Origin of the sequence: Arthrobacter sp. G119Y2 (assembly GCF_038069765.1) — a bacterium.
Classification (GTDB): Bacteria; Actinomycetota; Actinomycetes; order Actinomycetales; family Micrococcaceae; genus Arthrobacter_B.
Window position 1 is genome coordinate 165489 of sequence record NZ_JBBPFS010000006.1, and the last position, 21091, is coordinate 186579.

At 67.0% G+C, this 21091-nt stretch carries 15 protein-coding genes; 6 read left to right on the plus strand and 9 right to left on the minus strand.

The window, feature by feature from the left end; genetic code table 11:
• Positions 1-36: 36 nt before the first annotated feature.
• The 7 genes from WKB88_RS14390 to WKB88_RS14420 form a co-directional block, all read right to left on the minus strand.
• Complete coding sequence (locus WKB88_RS14390) at positions 37-1503, minus strand: aldehyde dehydrogenase family protein (protein WP_341395231.1); 1467 nt, start codon at positions 1501-1503, stop codon at positions 37-39.
• Between the two features lie 2 nt (positions 1504-1505).
• Entirely contained in the window at positions 1506-1937 is a 432-nt protein-coding gene (locus WKB88_RS14395; protein WP_341395232.1) for a Zn-ribbon domain-containing OB-fold protein, read from the minus strand.
• A 10-nt stretch (positions 1938-1947) separates the two neighbouring features.
• Entirely contained in the window at positions 1948-3153 is a 1206-nt protein-coding gene (locus WKB88_RS14400) for a thiolase family protein (RefSeq protein ID WP_341395233.1), read from the minus strand.
• 73 nt (positions 3154-3226) lie between these two features.
• On the minus strand, positions 3227-4084 hold the full coding sequence (locus WKB88_RS14405) for a VOC family protein (RefSeq protein WP_341395234.1): 858 nt from the start codon (positions 4082-4084) through the stop codon (positions 3227-3229).
• Between the two features lie 25 nt (positions 4085-4109).
• On the minus strand, positions 4110-4724 hold the full coding sequence (locus tag WKB88_RS14410; protein WP_341395235.1) for a TetR/AcrR family transcriptional regulator: 615 nt from the start codon (positions 4722-4724) through the stop codon (positions 4110-4112).
• Between the two features lie 80 nt (positions 4725-4804).
• Entirely contained in the window at positions 4805-6958 is a 2154-nt protein-coding gene (locus WKB88_RS14415; RefSeq protein WP_341395236.1) for an acetate--CoA ligase family protein, read from the minus strand.
• Positions 6959-7030: 72 nt separating this feature from the next.
• Positions 7031-9241: an acyl-CoA dehydrogenase gene (locus WKB88_RS14420; protein WP_341395237.1), complete on the minus strand. Its 2211-nt coding sequence runs from the start codon at positions 9239-9241 to the stop codon at positions 7031-7033.
• A 257-nt stretch (positions 9242-9498) separates the two neighbouring features.
• Between WKB88_RS14420 and WKB88_RS14425 the strand changes: the two genes are divergently transcribed.
• From WKB88_RS14425 to proC, 6 genes are all read left to right on the plus strand, one after another.
• Positions 9499-11250 (plus strand): FAD-binding protein, encoded by a 1752-nt coding sequence (locus tag WKB88_RS14425; protein WP_341395238.1) that lies wholly within the window; start codon positions 9499-9501, stop codon positions 11248-11250.
• Positions 11251-11312: 62 nt separating this feature from the next.
• On the plus strand, positions 11313-13028 hold the full coding sequence (locus WKB88_RS14430) for a DUF7059 domain-containing protein (protein WP_341395239.1): 1716 nt from the start codon (positions 11313-11315) through the stop codon (positions 13026-13028).
• Positions 13029-13189: 161 nt separating this feature from the next.
• Positions 13190-15922: a type I DNA topoisomerase gene (topA, locus tag WKB88_RS14435; protein ID WP_341395240.1), complete on the plus strand. Its 2733-nt coding sequence runs from the start codon at positions 13190-13192 to the stop codon at positions 15920-15922.
• An 88-nt stretch (positions 15923-16010) separates the two neighbouring features.
• Positions 16011-17039: a Ppx/GppA phosphatase family protein gene (locus tag WKB88_RS14440; RefSeq protein ID WP_341395241.1), complete on the plus strand. Its 1029-nt coding sequence runs from the start codon at positions 16011-16013 to the stop codon at positions 17037-17039.
• Positions 17036-17866: a sugar phosphate isomerase/epimerase family protein gene (locus WKB88_RS14445; protein ID WP_341395242.1), complete on the plus strand. Its 831-nt coding sequence runs from the start codon at positions 17036-17038 to the stop codon at positions 17864-17866. The genes WKB88_RS14440 and WKB88_RS14445 overlap by 4 nt, the downstream gene beginning before the upstream one ends.
• Before the next feature lie 70 nt (positions 17867-17936).
• Positions 17937-18785 carry a pyrroline-5-carboxylate reductase gene (gene proC, locus WKB88_RS14450; protein WP_341395243.1) on the plus strand — a complete coding sequence of 283 codons (849 nt, stop codon included), beginning with the start codon at positions 17937-17939 and terminating at the stop codon, positions 18783-18785.
• Between the two features lie 103 nt (positions 18786-18888).
• Here proC and WKB88_RS14455 read toward each other — a convergent pair whose 3' ends face one another.
• Both WKB88_RS14455 and WKB88_RS14460 read right to left on the minus strand, forming a co-directional pair.
• Positions 18889-19557 (minus strand): potassium channel family protein, encoded by a 669-nt coding sequence (locus WKB88_RS14455; RefSeq protein WP_341395244.1) that lies wholly within the window; start codon positions 19555-19557, stop codon positions 18889-18891.
• Positions 19550-20959, minus strand: a complete 1410-nt coding sequence (locus WKB88_RS14460) for a TrkH family potassium uptake protein (RefSeq protein ID WP_341395245.1) — start codon at positions 20957-20959, stop codon at positions 19550-19552. The genes WKB88_RS14455 and WKB88_RS14460 overlap by 8 nt, the downstream gene beginning before the upstream one ends.
• Between the last annotated feature and the right edge of the window lie 132 nt (positions 20960-21091).

Sequence of the window (21091 nt, forward strand, 5' to 3'; positions counted from 1 at the left end):
GTAAAGGTGGTGGGTGGTGCGCAGCGGGGTTTGTGGTTAGCCGTTGCCGTAGGCGACGGACTTGGTCCAGAAGAACTCTTCGAGCCCTTCCAGTCCGCCTTCATTGCCGTTGCCGGAATGGCCGATGCCGCCGAAGGGGCGTTCGGCCACTGCGTTCATGGCACCGTTGACGGTGACCTCCCCGGTTTCCAGGGCCTCGGTGACGCGGATGGCGCGGCGAACATCGGCCGTCCAGATGTAGCCCGAGAGTCCGTAGTCGGTGCTGTTCGCCAGGGAGATTGCCTCGGCCTCGTCGCTGAAGCGGGTGATGGCCAGCACGGGGCCGAAAACTTCCTTCTGCGCCAGTTCGCTGGAGGGATCGACGTCGGCCAGGACGGTCGGGGGGTAGAAGAACCCGTCGGCCAGGTCGCCGGCAAGCCGCTGCCCGCCGGTCACCAGGCGCGCGCCCTCTTCCTGGGCCCGGGAAACCATCGACTGGATGCGGTCTATGGCCGCTTCGTTGATGACGGGCCCGCAGACGGTGCCGATGTCCTGCGGATTGCCGACGGGGAAGGACGCGGCGATCGCCCCGATGGTTTCGACAAACGCATCGTAGATCGAGTCCTGCACCAGCAGCCGGGTGGGAAGGGCGCAGGCCTGGCCGCTCATGATGCCGAAGGCCATGAACGTGGAGTTCATGGCTGCGGCTTCGAGGTCCGCGTCGTCGAAGATCAGATTGGCGGATTTGCCTCCCAGCTCCAGCAGTACCGGCTTGAAGGTCTGGGCGCAGGCAGCGGTGATCTTGCGGGCGGTGTCCGGTCCGCCGGTAAAGGTCACTTTCTTGACCAGCTTGTGCTCGACCAGAGCCGCGCCGGCCTCGGGGCCGCCGGGAATGACGTTGAACACGCCGTCGGGAATGCCGGCCTCGGTGACGAGGTCGGCAAACAGCATGGCGCTGAAGGGCGTCAGTTCGCTGGGCTTGACCACCACTGTGTTGCCTGCGGCCAGAGCCGCGGGAACCTTCATGGCCAGGGACATCAGCGGCGCGTTCCACGTGATGATCGCGCCGATGACTCCGTAGGGCTGGCGCAGCGTGTGCCCGAAGGACCCTCCCGCGCCAACCACCGAGGTGATCCGGCCCAGGGGGAGCTTGTCGGCCCAGCCGGCGTAGTAGCGGATCCATTCCGTGGCCGCGGTGACCGTGGGGTAGGCATTGGAACGGGCGATGCCGTTGTCTGCGATCGCCAGCTCCACGAAGTCCTCGGTGTGCTCCTCCACCAGCTGCGCCAGCTTGAGAAGGGCCTTGGAACGCACACCGGCAGGGGTGGCACGCCACACGGCGAAGGCCTGATGGGCAGCGTTGACGGCGTCGTCAACGTCCTGCACCCCGGCCAGCGGAACCTGGGCGCCGGGCTGTCCGGTGGCCGGGTTAACGTGCGTGTGGGCGCCTGCGCCGGCGGTGCGGGATTCCCCGCCGATGCGCAGGGTGACGGGCGGAAGAACAAAATCGGTGGTGGTTGTCATATTCACATCTCCGGTTCATAGCGCAGCATGGTTATTCCTGATTCGGGGTAATCGCAGAACACGGGCTTGACCCGCATGCCCACCTGAATCTCGTCGTGGGCAACGTTGACCAGTTCGGTGGAGAACTTGGGACCCTCGTCCCACTGCACGACGGCGAGCACCAGAGTGCCTTCGTTCGCAAAGTGCGGGGCCACGGGCCGGGTGGAGACGGTGTAGGTATACAGGGTTCCGGCGCCGGAAATCTCGCGCCATTCCAGGTCGTCGGCGAGGGTTCCCGGGGCCAGCGGCCGCGGATAGAAGATGTACTCGCCCAGCGACGGCGAGAACTGGATGCGGATCCGGTGCTCGGCCAGTGCGTCCCAGAACGGCTTGGTCAGCGGGGTGGGGACCGGCATCGGCCGTTCCAGGACCGGAGGGGTGTAATCGGTGCTCATGGTGGTACTCCTATTCGCCTTCGAGAATCAGTGCCGTTTGTTCGCTCATGATGCCGCCGTTGCCCGTGACGAAAGCCCGGTTGCAGTCCGCGACCTGGGCCTCGCCGGCACGGCCCATAATCTGGCGCACGCCGTCGATGACGTGGTGCATGCCGCCGGCGATTCCGGCCTGGCCGAAGGAAAGCTGCCCTCCGGCCGTGTTCATGGGGAAGTCTCCGCGGAAGGTCAGGTCGTGCTCGCTGACGAACTGCATGCCCTTGCCCTTTTCGGTGAACCCGGCGTCTTCCAGGCTCATGAGCACCGTGATGGAGTAGCAGTCATAGATTGAGACCATGTCCACCTCGCTGCGGTCGATGCCGGCCATGGTGAAGGCCTGGTCCGCGGCGTGGATCATCGGGGAATGCATCAGGTCCTTTGCATAGGTCGGGGTCTTGTAGGGGACCCTTTCGCCGAAGCCCTTGATCCAGACGGGGCGGTTTTTGGACTTGGCCGCCAGCTCAGCGTTGCCGATGACAATGGCCGCCCCGCCCTGGCACGGCATCACAATTTCGAGCATGTGCAGCGGGTCGGCGACCATGGGGGAGGCAAGGACGTCCTCGATGGTGATCGGCTTGCCGTGGAAGATGGCATCCGGGGTGGCGCAGGCGTTGGTGCGCTGGTCCACGGCAATCTTGGCCATGGCCCGCTCGTCGTACCCGAATTCGTAGCCGTAGCGCTTGGCGATCTGGCCGTACGGTCCGTTTTGCCCCAGGTTGCCGTAGGGAATCTCGAATTCCGCCTGGGGGGAGCCGTACGCGTTGGATGAGGCGCCGAAGTACATCTTGTCGTCCATCACGAAGGGGCGGCGGGCGTCCGTCGGCACGTCGTGGGTGCCGGGGAAGGTGACCAGCACGGCGTCGCACAGCCCGAGTTCCACGGCCGCGGCTGCCCGCCAGACGGCTGCGGCGGAACCTGCGCCGCCGAGGTCGACGATTTCCGCAAAGTTCGCGTTGATGCCCAGGTATTCGGTAATGGTGGAGGGCACGAACATGTCCGCTTCTCCGATCAGCGGGGTCACGATGCCGTTGACATCGGTAGCGTCCAGTCCGGCGTCGTCCAGCGCCGCCTTCGAAAGCCGGGCCCACTGCTCCAGGTTGAACGTCTTTTCACGGGCGAGCTTGCGCTCGGGCGGCAGTTCAAAGTAGCCGAGAATTGCGGCTTCTCCACGAAGTCCCATAGGTTTCTTCTCCTCATTGATGGTGCCGGGGCGGTGCGGATGCGTTGTGCAGGCCCGGCGGTTTTGCGGATGCTCAGGTGGTGGTTTGGTGGACGGGGTGCCGGACGGATCCGGGCGGATCCGGAAGGCGCAGGGACGAGATCCGGATGCCCAGCTCCGGAACAAACGGCCCCGCAACAAGTGCTTCCAGCAGTCCGGGGTGCTCGGGTCCCAGCGCGGGTTCGCTGGCAGCCGCATACCCCAGGGCCCGGAGGCCGGAAACGCCGGGCGAATCAGCGCTCTCCTGCAGGATCAGGTCCGCGCCCTGCGGCCATCGAAAACCTGCGGCCGCCGGCTCGCCGCGGGGGAGGGCGGGCAGTGGAAATCCGGTGGCTCCCAGGACGCTGCGCAGCACCCGGCCCGCACGTTCCAGATCCCTAACCAGCCCGAAGACCACCGGCAGCCGGGCCCGGGGGACTTCGGTTTCCGGCCAGGGGCAGGGAATGGTGAACTCGTCGTTGTCCGCGGTGATCTGTTCCAGGGACTGCGGGGTGTGGACCATCTGCACCAGGAAACCGAGTCCGGTGTCCCGCGGATGCAGGAAGGCTTCCTGCCACAGCGGATGTTCGGTGTTCACGAGGATCGGGTTGACGCCCGCTGCCCGGGCGGCGGCCATGGCGGCGGAAATATCATGCACCTTGAAGGTGATGTGGTGCGGCGCCGCATTGCCGCCGTTGTCAGCGAGGAAACGCCTGATGAAGGACGCGGGGGAGCTGCCCGGTTCCAGCAGTTCGAGCCGCATGTCCTCCGCCAGGGCAACCTGGCAGGGGCTGAAGGCCGACAGGCTGAAACCGCTGGCGAAGCGTGCGCCGAGCTCCCTGTGCAGCAGCTCCCCGGCGGAACTCCAGGCGGGAACGGCAAACGCGACGTGGTCCAGCTCGTGGGCGCTCATGGGGCCGCCCGCAGGAAAACGGGGGCTAGTGCTCCCGGGCTTGCGTTTGGTCGAGCCGGAGTCCGATCATTGCCACAAACCGGTCCAGCACCCTCGTTGCTTCGGGCAGCGTCTTGTTGCCTGACAGCAGACGGCCGACCAGGTCCATCAGGACGGCCCACACCATGGCAGTGACATCCGCGGCTTCGTCCGGCGGCAGCGCCGAGAAATCGGAGCGAAACGGCTCCTCGAGCACCAGCACCAGCTGCTGCATGAGTTCGCGGACATCCGGATCCGAGGACGTCCGCAGGATCAGGATGGTCTGGTAGAAGTGCGGCTTTTTTTCGAAGGCTGCCAGGGCATTGCGCAGGCGCCGGGCAACCCGCTCGGTGGTTTCCAGGCCGTTCGCCCAGGACTGGTCCGCCGAGTAGAACGGCACGCTCCAGTCGTAGAGGACGTTCGCGTACAGATGTTCCTTGGAGGAAAAATACCGGTACAGGGTGCCCAGCGCGACGTTCGCCGTCGAGGCGACGTCGCGGATCTGGATCGATTCGAAGTCGGTTGAGCGCAGCAGCGTTTTTGCGGCATCCAGAATCCTCTGCCGGCGTTCCACCTGATAGGCAGGCAGCTCCGTGGTGTCGCGCGTCAGTTGCCCAACCATGAAGTGCCTCCTGCGTGGATATCCGGTGAAAACCCAAAGCTACCACCGCCTCCGGGCACCCCTGAGCCCTCTCCACCGCGCTACCGGTCCTTCCAGCGGATCAATGCGTCCAGCGCTTCGATCTGGTTCCCGGCAACCCTCAGCGGGTTGATTTCAAGCTCCTCGAGTTCGTCGCCGAGACCCTCGGCCACCTGGGCGATGGAAAAAATGACCGCCGCCAGTTCATCCAGGTCGGTGGGCTCGCCGCCGCGGAACCCGGTCAGCAGGTCAATCCCCTTCAGGGACTCGAGCATCCGCCGGATTTCCGCCGGCCCCACCGGAAGCAGGCGGACCGCAGAATCCTTGAGCAGCTCCACCATGACGCCGCCGAAACCGACTGCGAGCACCAGCCCCCACCGCGGATCCCGGACGACGCCGACCAGCAGTTCCGTGCCGGCGGGGCGCATCGGTGAAACGGCGACGCCCTGGATCCGGGCCTCCGGGGCGTGCCTGGCCACCGAGTCGCGGATGAAGCGGTAGGCCTCGGCCACCGCATCGGCGTCCTGCAGCATCAGCCGGACGCCGCCTACCTCGGTTTTGTGGGCAATGTCCTCGGACGCGACTTTCAGCACCACCGGGTAGCCCAGCGACTCGGCGGCGGACACGGCCTCTTCGGCGGAAACAGCAACGGCAGCGGGAATGTACGGGATTCCGTGGCTGCGCAGGAACTCCCCGCTCTGCACCTCGGTCCATCGTTCCGCACCGTCCGGCCTGGCGATGGCGGGTGCCGCGGGCAGCTTGCCGTCGCCAGCAAGTTCGGCGGCGCGCTGTCCCCACCAGGCGCTGCGGGCAGCGGCCGGAATGCCCCGGTCAAACGAATCCGACGCGTGCGGGAAGCCGTGCTCAGCGGCGAAGGCCCGGCCGAATTCAGTGACCTCGGTCGGCAGGAAACTCATCGCAATAACCGGTTTGGAGGAGGAGGTGAGCTGGCGCAGCATTTCATCCTGCGTTGCCCGGCTCATGTCCGCCATCGCCTGGTTGGCCGGCCAGGAGCCGTTGACCACGACGAAGTCATAGTGCGGGTCATCGATGAAGCACTGGGCGGCCTTGGTGAGGATGGTGGGATCGATCGACACGTAGCCGGTGGTGTCCATCGGGTTGTTGACCGTGGAGAAGACAGGCAGCCCGGCGTTATGCAGGCCCTGCACCGTGTCCGGGGACGGCGACGGCAGTTCCAGCCCGGCGGCGTCCGCCTTGTCAGCCACCAGGGCGCACATGGCGCCGGAGCCGGTGACAACGCCCATCCGGGGGCCGGGAAGGGCACCGTAGGCTTCAATCAGGCCCGCCGTGGCGACCAGGTCTTCGATGTTCTCGACCCGGATGACTCCGTACTGCCGGCAGGCGGCGTCGATGACTGTGTCGTCCCCTACCAGGGACCCGGTGTGCGCGGCCGCCACCCGGGCGGATGCTTCACTTCGTCCGGCCTTGAAAATGACGATCGGCTTGCCGGCGGCGCGGGCGCGGTCTGCGACGTCGAGGAACTGCGCCGGCTCCGAAATCTGTTCCAGATAGGCGGCAATGACCTTCGTGTTGGGATCATCCACCAGCACGCTCATGACATCAATCGCGGAGATCATGGCCTCGTTGCCGACAGTCACCGAAGTGGAGCAGCCCACGCCGCGGGAGGCCATGTACGGCAGCAGGTAGATGGCCAGGGCGCCGGACTGGCTCGCTATGCCCACACCGCCGCTGATCATGGGCATCTGCGTCATGTGGCTGAAGGCCGCAACTTTGGCATGGGAATTGATGAATCCGAGATTGTTCGGACCCAGGATCAGCTGGTCGGCTGCACGGGCGCGCTCGACGAGCCGGGCCTGCAGGGCAGCGCCTTCCGCTCCGGCCTCGCCCAGTCCGGCCGCCAGCAGGACCAGGTTGCGGATGCCCTTGACCCGGGCTTCCTCAAGAATCTCTTCGAGTGAGTTGGTGCCGGTCAGCACGATGGCCAGGTCCGGGGCTTCGGGCAGATCCGAGATCGACGGGAAGCTGGGCTGGCCGTGGCAGTCTTCGCCCCGGCGGTTCACCAGATAGAGCTTGCCGTCGAAGCCGCCGTCCACCAGGTTGCTGTAGGTGAAATGCGACCAGGTGGACCTGGTGTTGGCACCGACAATAACAATGGACTTCGGTTCGAGAAGTTCTTTCAGCCGGGCGGAATCGAGGATCCGGGTGCTGTCTGTTTCGCTCGTCAACGCTGTCATGCGAAACGCTCCTTTCGGTAAAGCATGGGTGTGGTTGCCCCGAAGCCGGGGCCGGCGCCGGAGAGGCGGTGCTTAGGTGCGGGGGAGGCCAAGAATGCGTTCGGCAATGACATTGAGCTGGATTTCGACCGTTCCGCCGCCGATCAGGACCTGAGGCACGGTGAGCTGCCCCGTGACGGCGTCGCCCGGGGCGGAGGCAAAGAGCGCGCCCGGTCCGGCCAGTGCGAGGACGCGGGAGGCGGCTTCGCGGGTGAGCCGGGCGTGGGCAACCTTGGCCAGCGAGGAACCGGCCCCCGGGTTCATGCCGTTGACCCGGCGCAGGGTCTCGCGCAGGTTCAGCGCCCCGATGGCGGAGCTGAGCGCGGCGACGTGCCCCAGCGAGGCAAAAGCTTCGCTTTCACTCCCGGTGTAGCTGCCCTGGCTGATCATGGTGCGCAGCGCTTCCTCGGTTCCCACCGACACTCCCGCGGAGATCTGGGTTCGCTCGTTCTGCAGCGTGGTGGCGGTGATGCGCCAGCCCTGGCCCGGTTCGCCCAGCAGATAGGCATCAGGCACAAAGACGGAGTCGAGGAAGACCTCGTTGAACTCGGCGTCGCCGGTTGACTGCTTCAGCGGACGGACCTCCACTCCGGTGCTGCGCATATCCACGAGGAAGTAGCTCAGTCCCTTGTGCTTGGGCACGTCCTTATCCGTCCGGGCCAGGCAGATGCCCCAGTCGGCCTCGTGCGCGCCGGAAGTCCACACTTTCTGCCCCTTCAGTTCCCAGCCGCCCTCAACCTTGACGGCCCGGGTAGCCAGGCCGGCCAGGTCGGAGCCGGCGCCGGGTTCGGAGAAGAGCTGGCACCAGATCAGTTCGCCGCGCAGCGTCGGCAGCGCGAACTGTTCCTTAACCTCGTCGCTGCCGTACGCCAGGATGGTGGGCATGGCCCACTCACCGATGACCGACGACGGCTGGGTCAGCCCGCGGCGGGCGTATTCCTGGGAGATGACCACCTGCTGGGCGGGAGTGGCGCCCAGCCCGTAGGGGGCGGGCCAGTGCGGGGCCGCAAGCCCTTCCCCGGCGAGGAAGGACCGCTGCGATCCGCGCGAATACCAGCGCCCGCCGTCGTGCTCGTTGGCCAGCGTTTGTGCGGTGTCCAGCAGCCGGCCGATGCGGGCCCGGAAAGCGGGATCTTCATCGGGCAACTCAATGTCAATGCGGCGGTCCAGCTCCAGAGCGGTTTGGCCCAGCCCGGCCAAGCGTGTGCTCACCGGCGCCACCTGGGCACCGAGGGTCATGGCGCGGCGCCAGAACAGGTGGGCGTCGTGCTCCCAGGTGAAGCCAATCCCGCCGAAAATGGTGACGGCTTCGGTGACGGCTTCCACGGAGGGAACAATGGCTGCGGCGACGGCGGCTCCGGCAGCCAGCTTCTGCTGATCCCGGTCCTGGTCCAGGGATACAAGGGCCGACCACGCTGCTGCGGTGGCGAGTTCGGCGCTGATGAGCAGGTTGGCGCATTTGTGCTTGATGGCCTGGAAGGATCCGATCGGTGCGCCGAACTGTTCGCGCATTTTGGCGTACTCGGTGGATGCTTCGACCGCCCAGCGCATGATGCCGGCGGCTTCAGCTGCGAGCAGTGCGGCCTGGAGGGTTTCGACGTGGACGGGGTCCAGACCTTCGAGGATCGCATCTGAACCCACCACAACGCCGGAAAGTTCGAGGATGCCGGCGTCGCGCGTGAGGTCGGTGCAGGCAGCTGCGGTGCGGGTGAGTCCGGCGCTCCCGGCGTCTACCAGCGCAAACAGCGTGGCGCCGTCGGCGGTGAATCCGATGACCAGGAGTTCGGCGGACAGCAGCGAGAGAACCTCGGCCCTGCCCTGCAGCACCCACCCGCCGCCGGCCGCCGGGGCGGCCTTAATGGTTCCGGCCGGAAGCACCAGTGCGCCGGGGGCTCCTTCCGCAAAGCCGGCCAGGCCGCGGGCACCGGCCTTGCAGTCTCCAGCTGCCGCAACGGCGGCGCCGGCAAGGACCGTTGACAGGTAAGGGCCCGGAACCAGGCGGCGGGCGAACTCTTCCACCACAATCGCGCTGTCGGCGACGGTGCCGCCCTGCCCGCCGTGCTCTTCGCCGATGTGCAGCGCGTGCAGGCCGTTCTTCACGAGCTCGTCCCAGTACGGCGCCCGTCCGCCGGCGCCGTAGGCCGGCAGCTGCTCGCGCGTGGTCAAAGTGCTGGCGAAGCGCGAGGCAAAGTCGGATGCCGCGGCACACAGATCCGTGTGCTCTTCGGTGAGGGCTAGCGCCATGTAATGACTCCAATGTCATGGACTTTCGCGTCCGGGCCGGGGCCCGGTCGACGTCCGTCGGAAGAACATAAACTGAAGCTGGACTCTAGTTCACAAATGTGACGTAGGCAACAAGCGTCTGCTTGGCTGAGATTTCACGGGCTGCCGGTGTACCGTTCCTCATCCGCGCTTCCCGTGTGCGCCGCCTCCGGGGCATGTAGCATTCGCGGCAGCACCGGACGCCGCCGTCCGGGCATACCGATCACAGGGGGCCAGCCATGACGCAGGAATATGCGGACATTACGGGAGAGACCAGCCGCAGCGGGAGTGCCGAAGCGGACGCCGCAGCCGACGTCATCGAGGACTGGGACCGCATCGTCGACGTCCTCGTGGTCGGCACCGGCGCCGCGGCCCTCACAGCGGCAATAGCGGCAGCCGAGGAGGAGCAGGACGTCCTCGTGGTGGAAAGCACCGACGTCTGGGGAGGCACCACGTCCGTCTCCGGCGGCGGGCTGTGGATGCCGAACAATCCGCTGATGGCCGCGGCCGGGGTGCCGGACAGCACCGAAAAGGCCCTCACCTACATGGAAACGGTGATCGCCGACGTCGGCCCGGTCTCCTCCCGCGAGCGCAAGCTGGCCTTCCTGAATGCCGTTCCCGACGTCGTCACCCTGCTCGCATCGCTGGGTGTCCGCTGGATGCGTTCCAAGGACTACCCGGATTACTACCCGGACAAGCCCGGCGGCATGATCGGCCGGTCGCTGGAGGTCAGGGCTTTCGACACGAAGGAACTGGGCACCTGGTTCAAATCCTCCCGGGCCGCCAAATCCGGCATTCCCGTACCCCTGGCGACCGACGACGTCTTCGAATTGTCCCGCGCCTGGTCCAGCCCGAGCGGATTCATCCGCGGCGCGCGCTTCGTTTTCCGCACCCTCGGCGGCCTTGTCCGCGGCAAGCGGCTGTACGGGCTGGGAGGCGCCCTTTCCTCCTCGCTGATGCACATTGTGCGCCAGCAGCAGACCCCGGTCTGGCTGTCTTCGCCGCTGACGGACCTGATCCAGGACGACGACGGCGCGGTGGTGGGCGCCGTCGTCGTCCACCGCGGGCGCAGGGTGCGGATCCGGACCCGGAAGGGCGTGGTGCTGGGCGCCGGCGGGTTCGCCCGGAACGCTCAGTGGCGCAAGAAGTACCACGGGCTGGACCAGGAATACTCCTCTGCCCCCGAAGGGGATCAGGGGGACGTGATTGACCTGGTGGCCCAGCGCGGCGGAGCGCTGGCCCTGATGGACGACGCCTGGTGGGGCCCGTCCACGGTGGCGCCCGGCGGCGGCGTCGCCTTCTCGCTGGCCGAACGCTCCATGCCGCATTCCCTGGTGGTTGATTCCTCCGGAGCCCGGTACCTGAACGAGTCCGAGTCCTACGTGGACTTCGGGCACCACATGCTCGAACGCAACCAAACGGTGCCGGCCACTCCGTCCTGGCTGGTGATGGAAGCCCGGCACCGCCGGCGCTACCTGTTCTCGGCGATCATGGTCGGACGTAAGAAGTGGGCGGCGGAAGGCCTGCTGGTGCAGGCGGACACCGTGGCCGAACTGGCCGAAAAGATGGGCGTCCCCGCGGCCGGCCTGGTGTCCACCGTGCAGAGGTTCAACGGCTTTGCCCGCACGGGCGTGGACGCGGACTTTGGCCGGGGCAACACCGCTTACGACAATTACTACGGAGATCCGGGGGTGAAGCCCAACCCCAACCTCGGCGCCCTGGAAAAGGGTCCGTTCACCGCGGTGCGGCTGTACCCCGGAGACCTGGGCACCAAGGGCGGACTGGTGACGGACCCGGACGCCCGGGTGCTGCGCGAGGACGGATCGGTCATCGAAGGCCTGTACGCTGCCGGCAACACCACGGCTTCGGTAATGGGCCGGACCTATCCCGGCGCCGGAGCCACCATCGCTCCGGCCGTGGTGTTCGGCTACCTGGGCGCACGGCATGCGGCGGGCCGGACTTCCGGATCCGGGGACCGGCAGGTGGTCTAGGACGGGTGCGCGCCGGGCAGCACCGGAACGGAGACCGCCGCCGCCAGCCATAAACTGGAACGGTGACTGATTTCGCCGGTGTTCCCGATGCACCCCAGAGTTCCGACCTTCCGCTGCTCGAGGCTCTTGCCGCGGACCTGGCGGACGCCCGCTACAGCGTGGACGGCGTGGCCGACTTCCTGGGGGAGTCCGCCGCCGCCGCGCTCGGCCGCGACCAGCTCGTTCCGGCGCTCCTGCGCTGCCGGGAAGAGGCGCAGCAGGGCAGTCCGGCGCCGGTCCGCGTGATGATCCTGCTCTGGCTGGCCGGTGAGGACATGGACCGTGAACTGTTGGACACGGCCTTTCCCCGGACCCGCACCGAGGGACTGCTCGCGCTGGGGCTGCTTGAGTCCGCGGCTCCGGAAGAAGCCGCCGGAGATGCCCGTACCTCCGGACGATTCCGGGCAGCCGTTGACCTGCGGCCGTACGGCGTTACCGACGCTGAACCTTCCGGGGGCGGGAACGGCACCGAAGGCGCCCACGCCGCCGGCCTAAACGGCAACCTCTGGGTGGCCAGCGACCTCGGTGCCCACCAGCGCCCGGGAGTGCTGCGGCACGACCATGTGCTGGGCATCGGGCAGGCCTCGCTGAGCCTGGCCCAGCTGACCGTCCGCCGGGACGTGGACCGCGCGCTGGATCTGGGCACCGGCTGCGGGATCCAGGCATTCCATCTGCTCCGGCATGCCCGGCACGTTACGGCCACGGACATCTCCGAGCGGGCGCTCGCTTTCACCCGCTTTAATCTGCTGCTCAATGCCAAGGCGCTGGACCTGGATCCGCTGCAGCTGGAGGACCGCGTGTCGCTGCGCCTGGGCAGCCTGCTGGAGCCGGTCTCCGGAGAGCAGTTTGACCTGGTGGTGTCCAACCCGCCGTTTGTGATTACTCCCCGCGGCGCCGGGGATGACCCGGAAGACCGCTTTACCTACCGTGACGGCGGAATGGCCGGTGACGAGATTGTCGCCACGCTCGTACGGACCCTGCACCGGGTGCTGGTTCCCGGCGGCACGGCTCAGATGCTGGGCAACTGGGAGATTCAGGACAGTGATGTTGCCGACACTGCGGAGCCGGAAACCGGGAGCGGAGGGTCACCCCGGTGGTCCGCGCGCATCGAGTCGTGGCTGCCGCCGGAAACCGACGCCTGGGTTATCCAGCGGGAAGTTTTGGAACCGGCCGAGTACGCGGAAATGTGGCTGCGGGACGCGGCCGAAAACCGGGACCGCACCGAGTATCTGGCCTCCTACGCTGCGTACCTGGCGGATTTCGCGTCCCGGGACGTGGCCGCCGTCGGCTTCGGGTCCCTGTTCCTGCGCCGGCGCGCCGACCCCGCATCCGCGCCGCTGCGCCGGTTCGAGGAGATTACCCACGCCCTGGAACAGCCCGTGGGACCGCACCTCGGCGCCGCCGTCGAGCGCTTTGACTGGCTCGCGGCGCGTCCCTCGCTGCTCGAAGAACACCTGGAAGCGGCCGACGACGTCACGGAGGAGCGCCACGCCCGCCCCGGCGCGGAGCACCCGGGGGTGATTCTGCTCCGCCAGGGCGCGGGCCTGCGGCGGACCAACCTGATGAGCACCGAGCTGACCGGCTTTGTGTCCGCCAGCGACGGTGAACTGTCAGTGGGGCAGATCATCGGCGCCCTCGCGGCCCTGCTCGGGCGCCCGGACCCCGACTTTTCCCGCGGCCTGGAAGCCGAGGTCCGCAACCTGGTGCTGGACGGATTCCTGGTCCCCGCATCCCGCTAGGGCCGTCCGCTGTTTTGGGAGGGGAGTCAGCAACTCCCATTCAATGCAGTTACCCTAGTGCTGGGGCATCCCGCATACTGTCTGAGGATGAACCGGGCCAGGCACCAGAGCCCGGCCGCGGCCCCTAACCCTTTGAACCACCTTCGTTACGTAGGAGAACAGTGCCAGTTAAGGCGACGGACAAGAAGACCGGCAAGAAGTTAGTCATTGTCGAGTCTCCCGCCAAGGGCAAGACCATTGCCGCGTATTTGGGCGAGGGCTTCGAGGTGACGGCCTCCATGGGTCACATCCGCGACCTTCCGCAGCCGTCGGACCTGCCGGCCGAGCTGAAGAAGACTGCCGTCGGCAAGTTCGCCGTGGACCTCGACAACGACTTCGAGCCGTACTACGTCGTGTCCTCGGACAAAAAGAAGAAGGTAGCCGAGCTCAAGGCTGCCCTCAAGGACGCCGACGAACTCTACCTCGCAACTGACGGTGACCGCGAAGGTGAAGCCATCGCCTGGCACCTGCTCCAGGTGCTCAAGCCCAAGGTTCCGGTGCACCGCCTGACCTTCCCCGAAATCACCAAGGAAGCAATCCAGCGCGCCCTGCTGGAAATGCGCGACGTCGATGTCGCCATGGTGGATGCGCAGGAAACCCGCCGCATCCTGGACCGCCTGTACGGCTACGAGATCTCCCCGGTGCTGTGGCGCAAGGTTGCCCGCGGCCTGTCCGCCGGCCGCGTGCAGTCCGTCGCCACCCGGCTGGTGGTTGAGCGCGAACGCGAGCGCATGGCCTTCCGCCCCGCCTCCTACTGGGACCTGCTGGGAACCTTCGCCACCGGTGCTGCCGAGTCCTTCAAGGCCAAGCTGGTCTCCGTGGACGGTGCCCGCGTTGCCACCGGCAAGGACTTCAGCGACCTGGGCCAGCGCAAGTCCAAGTCCGTGGCCCATCTGGATGAAGCGGCAGCCACCTCGCTCGCCGCGAACCTGGAATCGGCGTCGTTCTCCGTCCGCTCGGTGGACACCAAGCCGTACACCCGCCGCCCGGCCGCGCCGTTCACCACCTCCACCCTTCAGCAGGAAGCCGGCCGCAAGCTGCGCTACTCCTCGAAGGTGACCATGCAGGTGGCGCAGCGGCTGTATGAAAACGGCTACATCACCTATATGCGTACCGACTCCCCGGCGCTGTCGGACCAGGCGATCAATGCCGCCCGCCGGCAGGCCTCGGAACTGTACGGGCCGGAATACGTGCCCGAAGCGCGCCGCGTGTACAAGGGCAAGTCCAAGAATGCGCAGGAAGCCCACGAGGCCATCCGCCCCGCCGGTGACTCCTTCCGCACCCCGGCACAGGTTGCCTCCTCGCTGCGCGGAGACGAATTCAAGCTCTACGAACTGATCTGGAAGCGAACCGTCGCCTCGCAGATGGCAGACGCGAAGGGCTCGACGGCGTCCGTCCGCCTGGGTGCGGTGGCCTCCGACGGCCGCGACGCCGAGTTCTCGGCCTCCGGCACCGTCATCACGTTCCGCGGCTTCATGGCCGCCTACGAAGAAGGCCGCGACGCCGCCCGCGACGACGACGCCGAAGGCACCGAGGGTGCACGGCTGCCCGTTTTGAAGGCCGACGACACGCTCACGGCCGCTGAACTGAACGCCGTCGGGCACGAGACCTCCCCGCCGCCGCGCTACACCGAAGCCTCGCTGGTGAAGGTGCTCGAAGAGCTCGGCATCGGCCGGCCGTCCACGTACGCCGCGACCATCTCCACCATCATGGACCGCGGGTATGTCACCAACCGCGGCCAGGCCCTGGTGCCGAGCTGGATTGCGTTCTCCGTGGTGCGGCTGCTGGAAGAGCACTTCACGAACTACGTGGACTACGACTTCACCGCCGAGCTTGAAGAGGACCTGGACCGTATTGCCCGCGGCGAAGCCGGCCGCGTGGAATGGCTGAACCAGTTCTACTACGGCGACCGCGTGGACACCGGGCTGCACACGATCGTGAACGACCTCGGCGAAATCGACGCCAAGGCGATCAACTCGATCGAGATTGCCCCGGGCATCACGCTGCGCGTGGGCAAGTTCGGCCCGTACCTGGAGCGCCCGCTGCCGGCGGATGCTCCGGAGGGGACCGAACCCGAGCGCGCCAACGTTCCGGAGGACCTGGCACCCGATGAGCTGACCGCCGAAAAGGCGATCGAGCTGATGGAAACTGCCGGGCCGGAAGAGCGCGTGCTGGGCGAGGATCCGGAAACCGGGCGCACCATCGTGGCCCGCAACGGCCGCTACGGTCCGTACGTGATCGAACTGATCCCTGAGCCCACCGAAGAGGAACTGGCCAACCAGCCGGTGGAGTACTACAAGAACGGCAAGCCCAAGCCCCCGAAGAAGCCGGTCAAGCAGAAGCCGCGCACCGGTTCGCTCTTCAAGTCCATGAGCGTGGAGACCGTCACGCTCGAGGAAGCGCTGAAGCTGATGAAGCTGCCGCGCGTCCTGGGCACCGACGCCGAGGGCAACGAGATCACCGTGCAGAACGGGCGCTTCGGACCGTACCTGAAGAAGGGGACGGACTCGCGGTCCATCGGCTCGGAAGAGGAAATCTTCACGATCACGCTGGAACAGGCACTGGAGATCTACTCCCAGCCCAAGCAGCGCGGCGGCCGGCAGGCTGCGGCTCCGCTGGCCGAGTTCGGCACCGACCCGGTTTCCGAAAAGCCCATTGTCGTCAAGGACGGCCGGTTCGGTCCGTACATCACCGACGGCATCACCAACATCACGGTGCCCCGGTCCACGGCCATTGAAGAGCTGACCCGCGAACAGGCCATTGACCTGCTGGCGGAGAAGCGCGAAAAGGGCCCGGCCAAGAAGCCTGCCGCCCGCAAGCCCGCTGCGCGCAAGCGCGCACCGGCGAAGAAGTAGGGCGCCGCCTGGCCCCGGCCATGCCCGTGTCCGCCGGGAGCGGCCTTCCGTGTACGGAAGCCCGGTCCCGGCGCGGGATAATGGTGTCATGCGTTTAGGCGTCCTCGACATCGGGTCCAACACCGTCCACCTCCTGCTGGTGGACGCCCATCCGGGTGCCCGGCCGGTGCCGTTTGCCTCGCACAAGCGGCCGTTGTCGCTGATCGCGTATTTGGACGACGACGGCGCCATCACCGAAGCGGGGCAGCGCGAGCTGACCGGGTTCGTCGCCGAGGCTGGCGAATTCGCCCGGCGCCACCGTGCCCAGGACCTCCTGGCCTTCTGCACGTCCGCCATTCGCGAGGCGGCCAACGGTGAGGCCGTCCTCGCCCGGGTGGAGGCCGAGACGACGGTCCGGCTGAAGGAACTCAGCGGCACCGATGAGGCGTCGCTGACGTTCCTCGCCGTCCGCCGCTGGTACGGCTGGGGAGCAGGCACCCTGCTGGACCTGGACATTGGCGGCGGATCGTTCGAGATGGCGCAGGGCGCCGACGAGCTTCCGGAAACCGCCCTGTCCCTGCCGCTGGGCGCCGGCCGGCTGACGCGGGACTGGCTTGCCGGTGATCCGCCCACGGCCAAGAGCATCAAGAAACTGCGCAAGCACATCCGGGCCTCGGTCGAGGAAGCTGCAGCGGAATTCGCAGCCTGCGGCAAACCGAACCTCGCCGTGGGGACGTCCAAGACCTTCCGGTCGCTGGCCCGCATAGCCGGCGCCGCGCCGTCGGCCGCCGGACCCTACGTCCGCCGCCAGCTGCTGCGCACCGATCTGGGATTGTGGACCAAGCGCCTGGAAACCATGAGCATCGACGACCGCAGCAACCTCGGCGGGGTGTCGCCGATCCGGGCTTCGCAGGTGTTGGCCGGAGCCATGACGGCGTACGCCGCTATGGAGGCCTTCGACCTGCCCGTGCTCGAAATCTGTCCCTGGGCGCTGCGCGAGGGCCTGCTCCTCCAGCGTTTTGACACCCTGCGCTTTGAATCCGAGGGCCCGCTCCCGGACAGCCCGCCGGCGGAAGCTCCGCTTGAGCCGGCGATGGCAACCGTTCCCGGCACCTTCTACGAAAGTCCAGCTGAATGACCATTCCATCCAAGATCTCCCGGGCGGAGGACAACAGCACACCGTTCATACCGGTGGCCCTGTCCAGCGCCTCCGTTTATCCGCTGAGCGTGCACGACACCTTCGCCGTCGCCCACGACCTGGGGTACGACGGCGTCGAGGTCATGGTCACGGGCAGCAACGACAGCCAGAACCCGCAGACCCTGAACGCGCTCAGCGAGCGGTACTCGCAGCCGATCATGGCCATCCACGCACCAACCCTGCTGCTGACCCAGCAGGTGTGGGGCAAGGCCTGGACCAAGATTGAGCTCTCCGCCGCCATGGCCGCGGAGGTGGGCGCCAAAACCGTGGTGGCGCATCCGCCGTTCCGCTGGCAGTCAGGGTACGCCGAGAACTTCGCCGACGGCGTCCGGCACATTTCCGAACAGTACGGGGTGACTATCGCCGTGGAGAACATGTACCCGTGGCGGGTCCGCGGACGGGAAGCGAAGGCCTACCTGCCGCACTGGAATCCGGTGACGGAACCCTACGAGCACGTCACCTGGGACTTCTCGCACGCGGCCATCGCCGGCATGGACTCCTACGAGGAACTGCGCAAGCTCGGCAGCCGCCTGCACCATGTGCACCTGACGGACGGCACGCCCAACGGGCGTGACGAGCACATGCTGCCCGGTGAAGGGACCCAGCGCTGCGCCGAAGCGATGCAGTACCTGGCCGAGTCGGGATATACGGGCGTGGTGGCGATCGAAGTGAGCACCCGCAAGGTCAAGGGCGCCGGAGAACGGGAGGACCAGCTGAAGCAGACGCTGGACTTCGCCCGCATGAATCTGGGCCAGATCTCCGAGTAGAGGCGCACCCCGGTCCGCTGCCCTGGGCCCGATGGAGGGCGCGAGTGCAGGCCGTGACAGAATCGGGGGCATGGATACCGGAACTCTGCATCTGACCTTTCTGGGCTGCGGCTCAATGAATGAAGCCATTCTCGGCGGAATCCTTGCCGGCGGAATGCCCGCGGACCAGGTGAGCGCCACGGTGCGGCGCCCGGAGCGCGCCGAGGAACTGCGCAGCCGCTATGCCGGCCTCACCGTGCTGGCCGGGAACGAAGATCCGGAAGCCAACCGCACTGCGGCGGCTGCTGCCGACGTCGTCGTCCTCGGGGTCAAGCCGGTGGGTGTTGCGGCGCTGCTCGCGGAGATTGCGCCCGTCCTGCATCCGGGGACCGTGGTCATCAGTGTCGCCGCCGCCGTCTCGATCGAGATGCTGGAAGCCGGGCTTCCGGAGGGCCAGCCCGTTATCCGCTCCATGCCCAATACGCCCTCCCGCCTGGGCCGCGGAGTGATTTCCATTTCCGCCGGAACCAGCGCCACCGAAGCAACCATGGCCCTGGCCGCCGAGCTGTTCTCCGCCACCGGACGGGTGGTCCAGGTTCCGGAAGATCAGGTCGACGCCGTGTCGGCCGTGAGCGGCTCCGGACCGGCCTACGCCTTCTATCTGGCCGAGGCCATGGCCCGCGCCGGTGAGGAGCTGGGCCTGGATCCCGAGCTTTCCGCTGTGCTCGCCCGCGACACCGTTGCCGGTGCCGGCTACATGCTGGCCGAACCCGGCGCTGACGCTGCCGGGCTGCGCCGTGCCGTCACCAGCCCCAACGGCACCACCGAAGCCGCCATCCGCAGCTTCGACGAGCAGGGGCTTCCCGGCATCATCGCCCGGGGAGCGCGTGCCGCAGCCGAACGTGCTGCCAGGATCACGGCGGAGCTTTCGGCCAAGTAGCCGGCCGGGCCCGGATCTATCGTGCAGATGACGGGCCTTGGGATGCCCGGCTGCATCCGGGCCCCCGCATGATCCTCCGCCGCGGCGCTTCCCCGGCTACGGGCTACGGCCTGGCGGCGAACCGCTCGAGCAGATCCACGTGCCCGGAAACGATGAGCATGTCGCGGGACGAGACCTTGGTGTCCGCCCGGGCATAGGTGAAGTCCTCGCCGGGTGACTTCACTCCCACCACCGTCACCCCGTACTTGGACCGCACGTTGGATTCGCCCAGCGTGAATCCCTGGGTTTCGCGCGGCGGATACATCTTCACGATCGCGAAGTCGTCGTCGAACTCAATAAAGTCCAGCATCCGGCCGCCCACCAGGTGCGCTGCCCGGCGGCCGGCGTCGGCTTCCGGATAGATCACGTGGTTGGCGCCGATCCGGGTCAGGATCTTGCCGTGGGCGGAGGTGATCGCCTTGACCCAGAGGTGTTCGATCCCCAGGTCCACCAGGTTCACGGTGATCAGGACGCTCGACTCAATCGAGGTTCCCACGCCGACGACGGCGGAGGAGAAGTCCTGTGCGCCCAGCTGTTTGAGGGCGTCAATGTTCGTGGCATCCGCCTGCACCACATGGGTGAGGAGGGTGGATGCCTTCTGGACCAGGTTCGGATCCCGCTCGATCGCCAGCACCTCGCGGCCCTGCTTGACCAGCTGTTCGGCGGTGGCGGAGCCAAAGCGTCCCAGCCCGATTACCAGGACGGGGGCGTTATGAGCTGGTCTGTCAGCCAATGATGGGCCTCTCTTCAGGGAAGTGGTACAGCGTGTTGCGCTGGCGTGTGGCCAGAGCCGCAGCCAGGGTGATGGTACCCACCCGGCCGGCGAACATGAGGGCGGAGAGCACGTATTTTCCGGCCGGCGGCAGTTCTTCACTCAGTCCTATACTCAGCCCAACCGTGGCAAAGGCGGAAATCACCTCGAAGAGCACCGGTTCCAGGGTTTCCTGGGTGATGGCGAGCAGGGCCACCGTGGACACGGCCACGAGGGTGGCGCCCAGGACAACAACCGAAATGGCCACCCGCATCGCGCCGAAGGCGATGGTCCGGCCAAACGCCCGGACATCCGAGTCACCTCGGGCCTCCGCCACGATTGCCAGGAAGATGACGGCGAGGGTGGTGACCTTGATGCCGCCGGCCGTGGACGCCGAGCCGCCGCCGGCGAACATGAGCATGTCGGTGATCACCAGGGTGCTGGAATCCAGGTCCGACATGTCCACGAGGTTGAAGCCGCCGGACCGCGTCATGACGGACGCAAACACCGAGTGCAGGATCCGGTCCGCCACACTCATCTCACCGATGGTTTTGGTGTTGAACCACTCGAAGGCACCCCAGAGGATGCTGCCGCCCACCAGCAGGATGGTGGTCACCAAAAGGGTGAGCTTGGTGTGCAGGTTCCATCTGCGGATGTTAAGCCTGCTCTGCAGCAGGACCATGATCACCGGGAAGCCGAGGCTGCCGATGAAGACCCCGGCCATCAGCGGCCCCAGGATCCACAGGTCCTCGTCATAGGGGACCAGCCCGTCGGAGTGCGGGGTGAAGCCGGCGTTGTTGAACGCCGACACGGCATAGAACACTGCATGCCAGAGCGCCTGGCCGGGGGACTCACCCAGAATAATGAACCGCGGGGCCATCACCAGCGCCAGGATGAGTTCGATGACCACCGTGGTGGTCACCACGATGCGCAGCAGGGAGCCGACTTCACCCAGCCGGCCCGTGTTCATGCCTTCCTGGGCGATCAGCTTTCCCCGGACACCGAGCCGGCGGTTCACCGCCAGGGCGAGCAGCGAGGCCATGGTCAAAATGCCCAGGCCGCCCACCTGGATGGCGATCAAGATCAGGACCTGGCCGAATCCGGACCAGTGGGTGGCGGTGGAAACGACCGTCAGCCCGGTGACGCACACGGCCGAAACGGCGGTGAAGAAAGCGTCGTACAGGGGGGTGACCTCGCCGCTGCTTGACGAGGCCGGCAGCGACAGCAGCGCGGTGAACAGCAGGATGACCAGCCCGAAGACAATCAGCGCCAGCCGCGCCGGGGAGCTGGCGGCCAAGGAATCCACAAAGTCACGCAGCGCGGAGAATGCGTGGAGGGGGCGAAGCTGCCGCAGCTGCAGCCGGGGCTGCGGGTTGGTTGCCATAATCGTGCTTGTTCCTTGGTTCCAAGTGGGGCGCGGAGGCTCTGCACAGTAGTAAATCACCGATGCAGCTCTCCGCAGCGGTCCGGCGGTATGCCGCGGCTCAGTCTCCCAGTATTGCGCACATCGCGTAGC